This window comes from Paenibacillus vandeheii, assembly GCF_030433635.1.
Lineage (GTDB): Bacteria > Bacillota > Bacilli > Paenibacillales > Paenibacillaceae > Paenibacillus > Paenibacillus vandeheii.
The window spans coordinates 112,239-126,544 of the sequence record NZ_JAROCD010000012.1 but is presented as its reverse complement, the minus strand read 5'-3'; the positions used below and the strand labels follow the sequence as shown (position 1 = coordinate 126,544).

The window sequence follows — 14,306 nt, the reverse complement described above, 5'->3', positions numbered from 1 at the left end:
AACAAAAAATTGGGCATTTATTGCAATTCATTGTTATAAGCCAAAAGCCGCCTGTAATGCGTAAAAGCATCCGGGCGGCTTCTTTTTTTGATTTATTGTTTTTACGCGGACAAACTTTAGATCTGTTGAATGTTCCAACCAGCACTGATGTCAGTCGTTTAATGTGGCACCTGAGACTGAAAATCGTTCCGGCTGGACTGATCGGCGTGGTAAAAGACCACATCGCCATCCATCAGAGGCCAAGTTCTGCCCTGACTGTCTACAGGACTATTGTTGAAACCTTCCATCTGCCACTGATTCATTAGTGGTGCATAAATATATTGCAGGTGTGGAGCTTCTGTATTTCCATCCCGAAGTGTCTCGATATTGAAGTTGACCACGATATATCCGTCCTTCAGAAATACAGAAGCCTTTTCATCCAGTTGATTTTGTCTGGCGAGCGATTCGAGATTGGTTCCCTTTGGCACGGCGTAAACATCTGCAGGCAGGCTGTATTCCCCGTACCAACGCTGGATAGACGCATTCGCTCGGTCCACACTAACACCGGAAGGAATGTCCTCCTTTGGTCCAATCAGTGTACGAATGGAGGCGGGCAGAATCATCCAATCATAGCGGCCTACCCACGTCTTCTGGTGAGAGGTTTGATCTACAAGCCGAACCATATAGTCAGCGAGCGAACTCTGGTTGCGCTCATCTGCGGTCAGTTCATAAGTATACTGATAACGGGCCGTATCACCCAATTCCGTACCGGGTACATTACGCAACCTTGAGTTCAGGACAACAAACCGTTTCTCCAGATCCTGTGCCGATCCTATCCGGATAAGCCGTTCTTGACCGCGGTGATAGTATAAATCGACTTCTTGTCTGGAAGAGCCATCTTTGCTCACAAAGTAGAACGTTGGTGTAATCCGAACACCATCCTGTTTGCCAAACATATTGCCCTTTGTTTTCAGGTCGAATTTGACATGGTAACCTGTTTTCACGGCTACATTACTGAAACCCTGCACAGGATGACTGCCTGGTCGAACAGGTAACACAAACGGTGCCAGATTACCTCTCGGATCACCATCAATACTGTTAAGCCCTGTCCAGTAGCTTGACCCTGTCGGCTCCGAACTCCCTAGCTGTTTACGGAAAACGTTCTCCCAATTAAAATCGGCGATATCCGTAACGTGAAAATCATACAATCGCCCAATAACCTCTACCGGAACCGTATCTACCGCAACATGATGAGTCAGATTCGTATTGGCATCCTGCTGTTCCGTGAATGTCGAAGGAGCATTTTCTGCAATATTTCGAAATTCAATTCGGTAATGTCCTTCATCCACCCATACGGGAAGATAGAAAACGGTATCCAGCTGATTGACTGGAATGTCCACCCAGGTCTTGGCTGGAATGAACTGACTTCTATCGGCGTTATAGACGTCGAATGGGAAACGAATCTGCTTGATGCGAAAATACTTCGCATAGTCCCTATTGCCATAACCCGGGTAACTGCTTACGTCCAGATGCTGGCCTGAAGTCGGGATGCGTACAATAAACGGTCGTTCCAAAATGAGCGCTGAACTGGTCAGATCAGGCACCGTTTTCTGGTTATGTGGCTGATCATCAGACACCCATGCGTAGTTAACGACAGGTGTATGCACCGTGACAGAATTGATCCCTTGAATAGAAAACTTCTGATCCTGCCCGCCTTTAATGTTGCCAGGAATCAAGCCATATGCGATCTCGCCCGTTGTTGGTTGGTTCGCCTTGTTGACCAGTGTATTCTGAATAGTTAAACGATTTTGGTACAGCACGTTGTCACCGATCATGCCAGGTTGAGGGATTGTCCCAGGTCGGGGAGCAGTCTTATCCATCGGAGCAGAATCCATCACAGTGGCACCGTTAAACACGACCTTGTCATTATTTACAGTGTTCTCTTTGACCTCAGCCTCCGCTTTGGATTGGAACAATGATGTTTCGACTGGTGTAGCCGGTTCAGTGGAACCGCCTGGAACAGTTTCAGTGCCAAGATCGATTTCCTTGCAAGGTGCAGGTTTCACATGTGCGGTAATGGCATCATCATTAGCCGATTGTAAGGTCGGCGGTGTATATCCGTTTGGAGTCAGGGTAACTGTACCACCGTAGCCACCAAGTGCATAATTGGATATCGTAGCTTGATTTAACTGAAAGACTTCCAAATTATCAATCTGCCAATAACTATATTGTCGGATGACCTGCATTGGTTTGTCCCCAGGAACGTCTAGTTCCTTAGGTTGTGGAGGAGTGCCTGGATCATTCGGTCCTGTCGAGGCTCTGCCTGGAATCGTCCATGTTTTGTGATACTTCTTTTTTACGTTGACCGTATAAGTCACTGTTCCCGTCATGTTCACCCAACGGTGCTGGAACAAGTATCCTTTAGCCATGACATTTGCATAGAGATCTTCAGAAGTCGGGATGCCTCGGGTGACATCAAACTTCTCAGACCCCCGATCATCAGCCTTCAGCACGCCCCGGACGGAGGGGTCCATGGCAGCCGATTCAATCAACGCTCCTTTACTAGGTGGACTGATGGTCACGGGGCAACCCACAACACCACCCCCGTTACCTGGATCAGTTCCCCCGTCTCCTCCGTTGCCTGTGCAATCCTTTACATCTAACACCTGCGTACCTTGTTCATCCAACTGCTGGGCAGGGTCCAAAAATCGCGCGGTGATAGTGGTGCTGCCGACGATGCCCTTGATCGTCATTTTCCCATCTGCACCTATGGTCGCTACTGCCGGATTGGAGCTTTGCCAGGTCAGTTTGGAATGAGCGGTAAGCTCATGAACAGAAAGGTCTGATTTGGTCAGGATAGCTTTAGCTTGCAGCGGTGTAGCTGTGTCTGCTTTACAGGCGTTTGGCAGGTTCACAATGAGTCCTGGTTCGGACGTTACTGTAATGTCAGCAGTGTCCGAGATGAGATATGTACCGTTGTTCCAGATTGCACGTACAAAGGCAGTACCCGGCTTTTCAGCCTTAACCATTCCTGTTTTGGGTTCAATGCTCACAATACTCGGATCGGATGACCACCAGGTGGTCTCAGCTTCACGCCGACTCACGTCGATGCCTTCACTATATTTCGTTGCACCGTAGTTTTTCGTCTTAACTTTGGCTTCCATCTGTTTGGTTTGTCCAACCGTTAGAGTGGAATCTGGGGTTACGTCAATTTCCTTTTCTTCTTCTAGATCGCCTTCCCAGATGATATCCATTGGAGTGTAATAAACGACATTGTATTTGGGACAGCCTGCATTTGTCTCACCACCATTGGCAAATGGTTTTTTTTCAGTCGGAGTATGATAACCTCCAGTGATAGTCTTTATGGCAACAATAGTAGAAGGAAACGGTGGAGTTGGGTCATCAACGCCAGTATAGGAATTTTGATCTGCTCTGCCTTGATAATCCACATCATGTATTCGAATATTTTTAATGTTTGCTGAATCTACTCTGTTCCCATTATAGTCAGGCCAATTCTCTGCAGGCCATTGACTAAAATCTACATTATCAGGTACTTCTTTTGCTTCAGGATATGGACTTGAACAACTCCCTGCGTTTCTCGCATAAGTTGGCCCCCCCGCATGTTCTGCTTTGAAACGCCCGTCATCGACCTGGTACCAGTACACTCCTGGTGTTCCTATAGTAGGTGTTGCTATGACTGTGACTTTTTGAGGATTTTTCATTGATTTTGGCCCATACTGATCTGTCGCAGCGTTAATGATGTTAATGGGAAGAAGGAAATTAGCTAATAATTCATTAACAAACACAGCTACCAAAATGAGACTAAAAAAACGTTTATCTATTTTGCTCATGCATTTTGTTCACCACCTGAATCAGTCTACCTTTGGATTTTAAACGCTCCTTCTGTATCAGATTCCAAGAAGTAGGACCAAGATTTATTTCTTAAAGTTGATGTAATCCAGAATCTTGTTTGAACTCCTTTTTTAATGAGTTCACCAGAATTCATAGGTAACGTTATAAAGCCCTTCTCTGTTGCCAATTTCAAATCTAAACGATTAAATTGTATAAGAGAATCGGAAAATCCCTTGTTAAATGTTAACAAATTGGATTCTTCTAAATTTGAAGTGAAAGAAATATCAGAAAATGTTTTATACGAACCAGGAACATAATTTTTCTCCAATAATAATGAAGCATAAATACCTTTAGGGATGCTCTTAGTGGTATCAACAACTATTAGTCGATGTATCTTCATTACACCAGATTTGTTAGTTAAGGTAATATTGCCTTTAGATAAGTCTGAAATCTTAGCAGAACCAGAACTATACTTATAATTACTAATCGTCGTTAAATTCGTCCCCGTTGTGCCAACCTCACGCATCTCATTCAGATCACTGTACTTCCCTGCATCCGTACCTTCCACATCCATATAACGCAGCAATATAGCAGACACTTCAGCTCGCGTTGTTGGATCAGCAGGCTTCAGAGAACCGTCCTCAAATCCACCGACAATACCGGTCCCGCGAACAAGTGCGAGATAAGGAATTTGCTCTGCACGAATCGTTCCTCGATTCACTTCTGGGGTAGGTAGCAGTGTATCTCGAGTGTCGTCAAAAGCATCCTGGAAACTGGTTCCCGATTTGATCAGTCCGTTCGCAATCCATTTCATCATCTCGTAGCGCGTCAGCTCGGCATTAGGATTGAATCCTTTTGGATAATCACCAGCATCAATGAAGCCTTGACCAACCAACTGTGACACAGCTGATTCAGACCAGTGTCCCTTGAGATCAGCAAAAGGATTCTCTCCTTGTACCTTTTCCAAACTGGTTGCACGGCTGAGAAGTGTAGCATACTCACCACGGGTGATTTTGGCATTGGGGCGGAATGTACCATCCTGATAGCCGGAAATCAGTTTTTTATCATAGGCTTTGACAATGGTAGCTTGCGCCCAGTGCCCTTTGATATCTTTGAACTTTGTAAGTGCAGGAGCCGTCGTGCCCGCTCCATTCGTGCTTGTAGCAGCCTCCACAGTAGACACCAGACCCACGGTTCCAGTAGTCAGCAGCGTTCCTGCCATCAAAGCCGTCGTCAACAAACCGACGATCGACACATTTCTTTTTGATTTCCTATCAGCTAATCTCATCTGTTTCTTCAATCTACTCACTCTCCTATGTACCTTAGTATGGGGCAAACTTCTGCTTCTTCAGCGCTCGTACTACTTTTCAAACCAAAACCTAAATTTGTCATAATCATCAATATTCTACCATGCAAATCTAGGCTTTTGGTATTATTTTTCAGCAATCCCCATCACTACAAGGTATACAACCTCCCCTTCCTAAGACCCAATTCACCTGTAAAAACACAAAAAAAGGCCACGAATCCGCAGATTCATAGCCTTATGCTTTAAGGTGTCAGTCCTATTCAATTGAAAATTTTGTAATCTATCTATCACAGAATAAACGATTCTGTTCCATTTGACCAGTCCTAAAATTCAAATCAAAATAAATTTCTATCAAAATTTTTAATCATACTCTCTGCAAATGGTGTCAACGATAACGCTCCGACCTCTTCCAAAGTAAACCATTGTGCGCCCAGTGAATCTTCGCCATCCGGTTCCCTTTTGATCTCAGATGGTCGACTTTCGCTTGTCAAATATACATCGTACAGAATCCCGATATGGTGAAGCTCTTCCGGCTTGCCTTCGTACATCCACTCTAGTACATTCGACTCCGCAGAATGAATCACCAATTGTAGATCGGAAAGGCCCGTCTCCTCTTCGATCTCACGATGTAGGGCGAACTCCGGTTGCTCGCCAAACTCCAACCTTCCTCCAGGTAAATCCCATTTCCCCATATAGGCTCCTCTCGCCTTATGAACTAACAGGACTTTTTGCTCCCAAGTGACTAAACCATATACCCCCATATGTGTATACTGATCCACTACAGACTCTTCCTCTCGTTTGTGAGATGCCTAACTTGCTCTTCCAATCTACGAATGCGCTTATTCATCTGATAGAACGAGGGAGCAAATATCGCCCCAATAATAATAACAATGACCCAGACACTCAAATCATCAGCCCCTATCTAAGAGTCTTCCGCCTTTAGCGATAACCGAACAATCAGTTCTTCACCCTCAATCAACAATGCGGTTAGTCCTTTGTTCGAGCCAGATTGGTGATTCTCTCCATTGGTCCAGTACGCGGCCTCTCCCGATCGGACTACTACCCGTTCGCCCGTCTCGCCTTCCACCCAACCTTCTCCTTCAAGCACCAGAAACAACTGCTCACCCACCGCTGGATGCAAACCCACACTTCCACCTGCAGACAGTTTCAATTGGGCTACGTGACAAGCTGATGTGCTTCGGAGTATCGGCGTAATCTCCGCTCCCTTACTGCCATAAGCGGTGATGCTGCGACAATCTTCTGATTTCAGTCGAACTATTTTCATTTCTTGTTCTCCTCCGCAACGGTTTCCAGATCCAGCGCCAAACGGATCATATCCACGCAGCGAATGCCATCTTCTATAATCTCTTCTTCATAATGCTTCACAAAGAAATCCCGATCGACCCCTATAATGCGAAACCCACAACGCTGATATAGCTTCAACTGATGAAAGCTAGAGTTGCCTGTCCCAATTTCTACCGTTCGACAACCGAGCCTGCGGGCGGCCTCTATCGCTTCCTTGATCATGTGTTTGCCAACGCCCTGTCCCTGTAATTCTTCCTGTACGGCAATATTAACGATCTCTGCTGTCTCTGGACGCGTCTTCAGCAAAACAAACTCTCCTACCATTTCTCCTTCATATTCAGCGATAAAACAAACACCGCGACTCAGATATTCGTCAACTATGGCTTTGGACGGATCTGCCATCAATAAAAGCCCATAAGGTTTTTCTTCTTCCCAGTCCAAAATCCGGAACGACAATTTCACACCAATCTCCACCTTTTCATCGTACATATTCATTTACGTCCCGTTTGCAGAAGCCTATGTATGGCTAGATCACCAAATATATAACAACCTTCCGTCTATAAATGTTTGGTTCTATATTCATATTTTTCACTTTTTGTAACCTTGGGTTACTTTGGAACGATTTGTAGACTTTATTTCATCCATCTAGTTCACTAAATCTATTAGCTATTCACTACTCCAGCTTGATTGTGATAATGACGAATCATCATGCCAGAAGCTTTTTGCATACCTTGTTTCTCATAGAACTCCTGAAGTTCGTTATCGCACAAAAGATCAATCATATAGAGATCACCCAGACGATTGAACATACGCTTGATGAGATCCGTTCCGATCCCCTTACCCTGATACTCCGGCAGTACTTCCAACAAGGGAATATATGCGCTAAGAACACCGTCTGAGATCGCTTGAATAAAGCCAACCACATTCCCGGTATTTTCATCAACAGCCAGTTCAACAGCATAGGATTGTTCCAGCATCTTCAGAAACGTAGGCGTAGACGGAGGGTTGGGCCAACCTTCGAAAAAATTCCCGCTAAGTTGGTCGATACCTATCCCTTTCAGTGATTCACGAAATGTAATTTCCATAATAGCAAGTCATCTCCTTTTAAAAAGTAAACTTCATTATATCATAATATCTGGATATAAATATACAGAATTGGCTGATAACATATGAGACAAGATTCAAATACAGCCACATTTTTTTGCTTTAATCAAGTCATCTGTAATAAAAACACAACGCGTTCTATTTCACTTCCTCACGTTACTCACCCGTGCTTAAATGCTCGTGGATTAATTTCCATTCTCCGTTAATGCCTGCAACAAATACATTGGTAGCCCGACCTTTTCCAGAAGCCTGCTCCCCTTGGTAAATTCCTTTCCAGTGATAGTTATAAAGACAGACCGCCTGTTCTTCGCCAGTTGTAATCCACGTAACCTCTTCTGCACTGTAAACCTCTTCTTTGACTGTCTCCCAAGCATTCTCAAAATAAGCCCGAATTTCGCCAGGCGTAGTACAAGACGTTCCCGTAAACCAATAGACAGCATCCGGTGATAACCATTTGTTTACCTCATCAAACTGATGTGTATTCGTCGCCGCAATGTATCCTTCCAGCGCTTGCTGGTATCCCATGATTCTTCCTCCTAATAAATGTTTTAACTTATTTAACTTCACTCTGTTCAAGAACCGAATCGCTATACACCATAAATGTTTCTTTCAGTGTGCGCCCGGTTGACTTCTCCCAGATCACACTCCGCTCAAACGTGCCTGTTTGAAAAAAACGCGGAAAACGTTCCGCAAACCAATCCTGCATCGGCAATTCAAGCGCCTGCCCTACAGGTATCCACAACAGTTCGCCTTCCGGTGGCTCGCTCAGTAGCTCCCCCTCAAAGGAAGTGGCCACATAGTTGAATACCATATAACGCAAGCCTTGCTCCGGATCACAGAATTCATCAAGACCTTTATATGTAATTTCTTTCACTATAATTCCTGTTTCCTCCTGAACTTCCCGCATGGCACCATCCACAATACTTTCCGGAAAATCGACCTTTCCTCCAGGAGCAATATATCCAGGAAATCCTTTGCGATCCGGTCGATTCATTAACAGGACCTGATCATTCTGTTTGTCCCACACCATACACATCGTTAATATCTCAGTTCGAGTGTTCATGTTTATCCTCCCATTTGCCTTATCTAAACCTAATCCCCTTGAAATTTATTCTGGTATGAAGATAGATTTTCCTGCTTCGATATAAACACATACGAAAGACGGACACCGGAAAATTCCGAAGCCCGCCTCTTTATCTTTATACATATGCGATGTTTTTTTGTACCGGCTATCGGATTTGCGATACTCAGCTCATGCCAGTAATTAATACCCGGCGCTCTTTCCACTCGGCACGGCGATAAGCCTGCAGCAGACCGAATTTACGGATACTCGCTTTCGGCACCGATTTGTAAGGCATAGTAACCGTAAATTCCTCATCGAACGGCACAAAAGACAATCCTACTTTCTCATTGGACAGCCACTCGGCCTGAATGGGTTGTCTTGAACAGGCATCAAAGGTACAGCCGAGTCCTTCGGCGAAAAAATCATAACGTGCAGCAGGTGTTCCGGGCTCCTCCATACAGAGAAACAGACTGAGTTGATCACAAAAAAGCATGATTTCCACATCACTTTCCAGCCTGAGTTTTAACGCCTCACCACCACCAAGCTGCTGTTCCCAACGTAACTGGTGCTCCCGTTCATCGTTTAGATACTCCCTGATGTCTTCATCGTCATGGGCGTTAGCACCCAGGTTGTTTTGAAACAATTCTGTATACATCATGCTGCACAGCAATCCGGCATACAGGTTTTTCTCACGTACCTCTTCAATACCTTTACGATAAAATACAAATCGCGGACGTAGCGGAAAATCACGAAACGAATATGGGATCTGACTATAATCATTCCAGAATGGCGCCGAATCCAGTTCAATCCATCCCCGATCATGCTCTCTTGCGGCAAGAATCAGATCTTCCCGATGCACTTCATCCGTTAACAATTCCGTTTTCCAATGGGAAGCCATTTCTCCGGCTACTAGTCCATGCTCATGCTGTGCGGTCAAAACAAAATCATGCTCTCTCTCATATACGATCATTTGCTGTCACCCTCCCGCATGGTATACGTTGACTTTAACATAATTTGGTTTACAATTTCCTATAAGTTGCTTTTCGTTAAACTTTCAGGGAATATACAAAGGAAGCATCCATGTAAAGGTGTTGTCAGTTCCCTGAAATTTGGTACACTAAAGATTGTGCCAACATAACATTACATACAGAAAGCGGGATCTCATGAATTTATACTCTCCTTACACCGAGTTTAACCGCAAGGAATGGGCTGACTTGAAGAAACATCAGACCACTCTTCCACTAACGAAAGCGGAATTGGAACAGCTAAAGGGATTAAATGAAGAGGTATCCATTCAAGAAGTTGAGGATATTTATCTACCTCTTACCCACTTTATTGACTTATACGCCGAAGCTTCACGAGAGCTGAATCGCTTAACGGCATCTTTTTTGAAAAAAGAAGCACATCACGCTCCCTACATTATCGGTATTGGGGGCAGTGTTGCCGTGGGCAAAAGTACAACGGCCCGACTGCTTCAGGCTATGCTCGCCAGAGGTAAAGGAAATCCCAAGGTAGATCTGGTCACAACCGATGGTTTCCTGTATCCCAATGCCGTGCTGCAAGAGAAGGGTATCATGAACCGGAAGGGATTCCCGGAAAGCTACGACATCAAGTCACTGATTCAATTCATGGGTGATGTCAAATCAGGTAAACCCAAAGTACAGGCTCCTGTATACTCCCATCTTGCCTACGACGTGATTAAGGGTGAGGAAACGGCCATCTGTCAGCCGGATATCCTCATTATTGAAGGAATCAATGTGCTCCAGGTCAAAAAGGAAACTCCACTGCTAGTCAGTGATTTTTTTGACTTCTCCATCTATATTGATGCGGAAGAGGAGCATATCCGTCACTGGTACATTGAGCGTTTCAAGTTGCTGCGTAATACTGCATTTCAGAATAAGAACTCCTTCTTCCACAGTCGTTTCGCCAATCTGGAAGAGGACGAGGCTGTTCTTACGGCAAATCAGATCTGGAAAGATATCAATGCCAAAAATCTGCATGAAAACATTCTGCCAACCAAAGGACGAGCCAGACTGATTCTGAAAAAGGAAGCGGACCATTCAATTCAGCGTATTCAATTGCGCAAGCTGTAAACATAACAATAGGCAGAAATCCTGTTGTACTGCTTAATACCCATTTAAAAGGAGACAAGACACATGCAGACCCTGGTTATACTCGGAAGTATCATGATGTTTCTTGCTGTTGCCCTCGGAGCATTCGGTGCGCACGCGCTCAAACGCAGATTGTCTGCTGATATGATCAAAATATACGAAACTGGTGTCCAGTATCACCTTGCTCACGGACTCGGAATCATTCTTCTTGGACTGCTCGCTGATCGGCTGGAGCAACCTTCTCTTGTTTTGCTGGCCGGATGGCTGCTATTCGCCGGTATTCTCTTGTTCTCGGGCAGCCTCTATGCCCTAAGCGTAACTGGAGTTCGAAAACTGGGTGCTATCACACCTTTGGGCGGAGTAGCATTCCTGGCCGGTTGGATCATGTTATTAATCGCCGCTCTGTAGAACCAACATCGTAAATTGAAAAGAGTGTTCTAGCCGATCTTACAAATCGCTGGAGCACTCTCTTTATGTTTAACTTCGCCATATACGGCGAATGCTGTGTGTGACTTCATCCCCCTGCTGTTTTTCCAGGACATATACATCAGGATTAGTTAGCTTTTTCCACTCTTCGAATCCAAAGGAGGCATCATGGCTGCGAATGAGCAGAGATAACATATTGCCGTGTGTAATCACAGCCCCGCCATGCTCAGGTCGACGCCACAACTCGTCCAATACTTCAAGGCCCCGAGCTGTCGCGAAACGTGAAGATTCGCCACCTTCCTCCGTCCAGTCTTCGTCCTTGTATGTACGTTCAAGCACACCCATCCAGTTATCCAGATGAAGGGAACTGAGCACCCTCTCTTGAAGACGTTCATCCGTATGTATATGTTGCAGGACGGTTTTGCCCAGAGGCGCTGCGGTCTGAAGTGCCCTTTTCCACGGACTCGACACAATGTATTGTATAGGGTGCTCTGCGAGCATCTTAGCAAGCTCTTCTGCCTGACGAAGTCCTTCATCTGTAAGCTCGGCATCCGGCTCTTGCCCTGTTGCTTTGGCATGACGGATGAGATAAATAGACTGCATCGTCCCTCACCTCCTGTTGATTCAACTTACATTCAATGCTTCTCCAGATATTGGAGTGCAACTCGCATGTTCTCCCGGTCTTCCAAGCGGCCAGACGAACTTAGAAAATCAACCTGATCCTCAGCCCATACGCCCTTTTGATCCGCCAACCCAAGAAGCTGCTTCAAGCGGTTAACCGTTCCCGTACTGCCATCAATAATCTGAATGTGATCTGGCAGAACCATACGAAGAATCGATGTATAGAACGGATAATGCGTGCAGCCAAGTACAACTGTACCGTATACGTTTAGATCAAGATCCGCCAGCTTGTGACGGAAGTACGCCGCAATCTTCTGTGGATCAAAATCCAGCTGCTCACACCACTCCACCAGTTCAGGCAATGGAATGGAATCGACACTGTGGTGATCATCCACGCGGGATACCAGTTCATGATATTTCGTTTGACTCAAGGTCAGGGCAGTAGCAAATACAAGCACCCTTTTGCCGCTTCTTCGATTCATCTCCACTGCCGGTTTTACAGCAGGCTCCATCCCGATAACGGGGATATCATACTTGGCACGCAAATCCTTCACGGTCAGACTGGTCGCTGTATTGCAGGCAATCACGATCGCTTGCACATTTTCCTGAACAATAGCCTCCACACAATTAAAAATATGTCCTCTAACCTCATCCGCGGACTTGGGGCCATAAGGAACATGCAGTGTATCAGCATAATACAAAAACTGTTCTTCAGGGAATTGATGCAACGCCTTATGCAAAACGGTTAAACCACCGATTCCCGAGTCAAAAAATGCAATTTTCTTCTTCAAGGGTTTCACCTCTATAACGTGTATTCTTTCGGGTTCCTGGAACCTCTCATTCCTGCTCATGATGACTGGGAGGTGAGTTATGTTATTCTACCTTCATTTTATACTGGCTGAGCCAGTCTTTGCCACTTTTCCAGTGCTCAACGGGATTACGTTCCCCGAGCAGCTCAGTACTTGCCTGAGCCATGATCCATTCCTTAAGCCCGTCGTGCGAACTAGACTCCAATTGATGAATTAGAACGTTCAGTCCCTCTTCACCCGTATCCAGAATTTGAACATATGCCTCAGTGTTAGCGCCAATATAATCCCCTGGATTACTGCTGGTCAGAGTCATCTCAGGACCCTTCACGACTTGCTGAAGGTTGCTTTCAATCTTCCGGGTTATGTCCTGACTTTCCGCCTGATTCGAGCATGCTGCCAACGTCCATGCTGTACACAGTACTACTATGCCACTTGCAATAGGTTTACGAATCATGGAATCACTCCTGCCCCTGTTCCAGAATCAACTCCCATTTTTCTTCCGTTAGCTCCTGTCCTGACTGAACCTGCCTTCGGATTTCAACCACTTCGAACCCAATTGATTGATACAATCTACGTGCCCCCGACAGAGACTCGTTGGTCCATAAGATGATAGATGCATAACCTTTTTCTCTTGCAAAATGGACAGCCTCTTCAATAAGCTGTCGTCCCCAGCCGCTATTACGGGCTTCTGGTTCAATGAGGAACCAGCGCAATTGGGCTGTCTGTTCATCCAGTTGAGTCAGACCAATGCAGCCAGAAGCAGTCCGATTCACCTCGACAATCCAAACCATTTCTCTCGCGTAATTGCCGGAGCGTTTAAACTCATTTACGGCATTTTCAATAAACTCGGCAAAGCTATGATCATAATTATACTCATCCCGATAGATACGGATATGCGCTTCAATGACATATTGCAGGTCGTTTTGCACAAAGGTCCTAATCATTGCTGCAGCACCCACTTTTGATTCCGGGCTTCAACGCAGTGGATCGTTGCCCTCCATTTAACCATACATGAATCCATCCTTTATGACGACGTGATACTGAAATCCACACCAAACTGGATGAGTCCGAGCTTCCGGGCAACCGTCTGCGAAGCTATATTATCCCATGATGTACTATAGATCGGCATGCGCCCGCTCTCTTTAACATGAACCTGCCAGCACTTTACAGCCTCTGCTGCATAACCCCGTCCTCTGTAGCCAGGTGCTGTATACAGACTCGCCTCTGCACCCTGTTTAGATACACGGGCTGAACAACATACGGCGACAGCCGAATCCTCAATGATATAAGCGGCAACAGGCATTTTTACATGCAGACACTCTATTAATTCAGGAAAATGCTCTGCCAGCAGATAGGTACGATCACTCTCTATAAGCTGAACATCTGCATGCCATTCGCCACACTTCTCGGGAAATGCATACGCCGGACCCATCCATACACCCTTCACTGGTCTGAAAGTCTCTACTCTTCTAATCAGCTTCGAAATATCGAGCGGAAGCTCAGCGTCACAGCCAAGCTCCTTAATCAGATTGGATGGCAACTGCTCATGGTAATAGGAACATTGCCCGGCAGACGTTATACCAATAAATAAGGCTGGAGCCTGCCCGCCATCCGGTTCGTTAATGCATAAGAGACGGTGCTGGTCGTTCATCGTATACAATGTATTTGCCTGTATTTTCATCATATCCATGGGTGAAATGTTGGACAAGCTCTTCATATTTACCGAATCA

16 protein-coding genes are annotated in these 14,306 nt (G+C 45.5%); 2 read left to right on the top strand and 14 right to left on the bottom strand.

The features are described 5' to 3' along the window. Positions 1-158: 158 nt before the first annotated feature. The 9 genes from P5G61_RS23355 to P5G61_RS23315 form a co-directional block, all read right to left on the bottom strand. Positions 159-3,830: a DUF5704 domain-containing protein gene (locus tag P5G61_RS23355; protein ID WP_301248627.1), complete on the bottom strand. Its 3,672-nt coding sequence runs from the start codon at positions 3,828-3,830 to the stop codon at positions 159-161. 26 nt (positions 3,831-3,856) lie between these two features. After that, positions 3,857-5,131: an S-layer homology domain-containing protein gene (locus P5G61_RS23350; RefSeq protein WP_301248626.1), complete on the bottom strand. Its 1,275-nt coding sequence runs from the start codon at positions 5,129-5,131 to the stop codon at positions 3,857-3,859. Positions 5,132-5,472: 341 nt separating this feature from the next. Beyond that, on the bottom strand, positions 5,473-5,916 hold the full coding sequence (locus tag P5G61_RS23345) for an NUDIX domain-containing protein (protein WP_301248625.1): 444 nt from the start codon (positions 5,914-5,916) through the stop codon (positions 5,473-5,475). 143 nt (positions 5,917-6,059) lie between these two features. Next, a complete protein-coding gene (locus P5G61_RS23340; RefSeq protein WP_301248624.1) occupies positions 6,060-6,422 on the bottom strand; it encodes a cupin domain-containing protein in 363 nt (120 codons plus the stop codon). After that, the gene (locus tag P5G61_RS23335) at positions 6,419-6,937 is read right to left on the bottom strand and encodes a GNAT family N-acetyltransferase (protein ID WP_435874277.1); all 519 of its coding nucleotides are present in this window, start codon (positions 6,935-6,937) and stop codon (positions 6,419-6,421) included. The genes P5G61_RS23340 and P5G61_RS23335 overlap by 4 nt, the downstream gene beginning before the upstream one ends. A 167-nt stretch (positions 6,938-7,104) precedes the next feature. After that, positions 7,105-7,527 carry a GNAT family N-acetyltransferase gene (locus tag P5G61_RS23330; protein ID WP_363325763.1) on the bottom strand — a complete coding sequence of 141 codons (423 nt, stop codon included), beginning with the start codon at positions 7,525-7,527 and terminating at the stop codon, positions 7,105-7,107. Positions 7,528-7,702: 175 nt separating this feature from the next. Further along, complete coding sequence (locus P5G61_RS23325; RefSeq protein ID WP_301248623.1) at positions 7,703-8,071, bottom strand: YybH family protein; 369 nt, start codon at positions 8,069-8,071, stop codon at positions 7,703-7,705. 28 nt (positions 8,072-8,099) lie between these two features. Continuing rightward, a complete protein-coding gene (locus P5G61_RS23320) occupies positions 8,100-8,609 on the bottom strand; it encodes an 8-oxo-dGTP diphosphatase (protein ID WP_301248621.1) in 510 nt (169 codons plus the stop codon). 184 nt (positions 8,610-8,793) lie between these two features. Further along, positions 8,794-9,579, bottom strand: a complete 786-nt coding sequence (locus tag P5G61_RS23315) for a DUF3891 family protein (protein WP_301248620.1) — start codon at positions 9,577-9,579, stop codon at positions 8,794-8,796. Positions 9,580-9,772: 193 nt separating this feature from the next. Here P5G61_RS23315 and coaA point away from each other — a divergent pair, with 193 nt between their 5' ends. Both coaA and P5G61_RS23305 read left to right on the top strand, forming a co-directional pair. Next, the gene (coaA, locus tag P5G61_RS23310) at positions 9,773-10,702 is read left to right on the top strand and encodes a type I pantothenate kinase (protein ID WP_301248619.1); all 930 of its coding nucleotides are present in this window, start codon (positions 9,773-9,775) and stop codon (positions 10,700-10,702) included. A 63-nt stretch (positions 10,703-10,765) separates the two neighbouring features. Continuing rightward, positions 10,766-11,128, top strand: coding sequence for a DUF423 domain-containing protein (locus P5G61_RS23305; RefSeq protein WP_301248618.1), 363 nt, complete (start codon positions 10,766-10,768; stop codon positions 11,126-11,128). Positions 11,129-11,197: 69 nt separating this feature from the next. On the opposite strand, the gene P5G61_RS23300 is transcribed toward P5G61_RS23305, so the two are convergent. The 5 genes from P5G61_RS23300 to P5G61_RS23280 all read right to left on the bottom strand — a co-directional run bounded on the left by P5G61_RS23300 (position 11,198) and on the right by P5G61_RS23280 (position 14,260). Further along, positions 11,198-11,749: a histidine phosphatase family protein gene (locus tag P5G61_RS23300; RefSeq protein ID WP_301248617.1), complete on the bottom strand. Its 552-nt coding sequence runs from the start codon at positions 11,747-11,749 to the stop codon at positions 11,198-11,200. A gap of 32 nt (positions 11,750-11,781) precedes the next feature. Then, on the bottom strand, positions 11,782-12,558 hold the full coding sequence (gene murI / locus P5G61_RS23295) for a glutamate racemase (protein ID WP_301248615.1): 777 nt from the start codon (positions 12,556-12,558) through the stop codon (positions 11,782-11,784). A gap of 82 nt (positions 12,559-12,640) precedes the next feature. Further along, on the bottom strand, positions 12,641-13,030 hold the full coding sequence (locus P5G61_RS23290; protein WP_301248613.1) for a hypothetical protein: 390 nt from the start codon (positions 13,028-13,030) through the stop codon (positions 12,641-12,643). Between the two features lie 4 nt (positions 13,031-13,034). Next, a complete protein-coding gene (locus tag P5G61_RS23285) occupies positions 13,035-13,520 on the bottom strand; it encodes a GNAT family N-acetyltransferase (protein WP_301248612.1) in 486 nt (161 codons plus the stop codon). 80 nt (positions 13,521-13,600) lie between these two features. Further along, positions 13,601-14,260 carry a GNAT family N-acetyltransferase gene (locus P5G61_RS23280; RefSeq protein WP_301248611.1) on the bottom strand — a complete coding sequence of 220 codons (660 nt, stop codon included), beginning with the start codon at positions 14,258-14,260 and terminating at the stop codon, positions 13,601-13,603. Between the last annotated feature and the right edge of the window lie 46 nt (positions 14,261-14,306).

Excerpts from the sequence above, each read along its gene's own strand:
- P5G61_RS23305 (WP_301248618.1), top strand. The coding sequence starts at position 10,766 with ATGCAGACCCTGGTTATACTCGGAAGTATCATGATGTTTCTTGCTGTT.
- P5G61_RS23340 (WP_301248624.1), bottom strand. The coding sequence starts at position 6,422 with ATGAAAATAGTTCGACTGAAATCAGAAGATTGTCGCAGCATCACCGCT.
- P5G61_RS23355 (WP_301248627.1), bottom strand. The coding sequence starts at position 3,830 with ATGAGCAAAATAGATAAACGTTTTTTTAGTCTCATTTTGGTAGCTGTG.
- P5G61_RS23285 (WP_301248612.1), bottom strand. The coding sequence starts at position 13,520 with ATGATTAGGACCTTTGTGCAAAACGACCTGCAATATGTCATTGAAGCG.
- P5G61_RS23325 (WP_301248623.1), bottom strand. The coding sequence starts at position 8,071 with ATGGGATACCAGCAAGCGCTGGAAGGATACATTGCGGCGACGAATACA.
- P5G61_RS23330 (WP_363325763.1), bottom strand. The coding sequence starts at position 7,527 with ATGGAAATTACATTTCGTGAATCACTGAAAGGGATAGGTATCGACCAA.
- P5G61_RS23280 (WP_301248611.1), bottom strand. The coding sequence starts at position 14,260 with ATGATGAAAATACAGGCAAATACATTGTATACGATGAACGACCAGCAC.
- coaA (WP_301248619.1), top strand. The coding sequence starts at position 9,773 with ATGAATTTATACTCTCCTTACACCGAGTTTAACCGCAAGGAATGGGCT.
- P5G61_RS23335 (WP_435874277.1), bottom strand. The coding sequence starts at position 6,937 with ATGAATATGTACGATGAAAAGGTGGAGATTGGTGTGAAATTGTCGTTC.
- P5G61_RS23300 (WP_301248617.1), bottom strand. The coding sequence starts at position 11,749 with ATGCAGTCTATTTATCTCATCCGTCATGCCAAAGCAACAGGGCAAGAG.
- P5G61_RS23320 (WP_301248621.1), bottom strand. The coding sequence starts at position 8,609 with ATGAACACTCGAACTGAGATATTAACGATGTGTATGGTGTGGGACAAA.
- P5G61_RS23290 (WP_301248613.1), bottom strand. The coding sequence starts at position 13,030 with ATGATTCGTAAACCTATTGCAAGTGGCATAGTAGTACTGTGTACAGCA.
- P5G61_RS23315 (WP_301248620.1), bottom strand. The coding sequence starts at position 9,579 with ATGATCGTATATGAGAGAGAGCATGATTTTGTTTTGACCGCACAGCAT.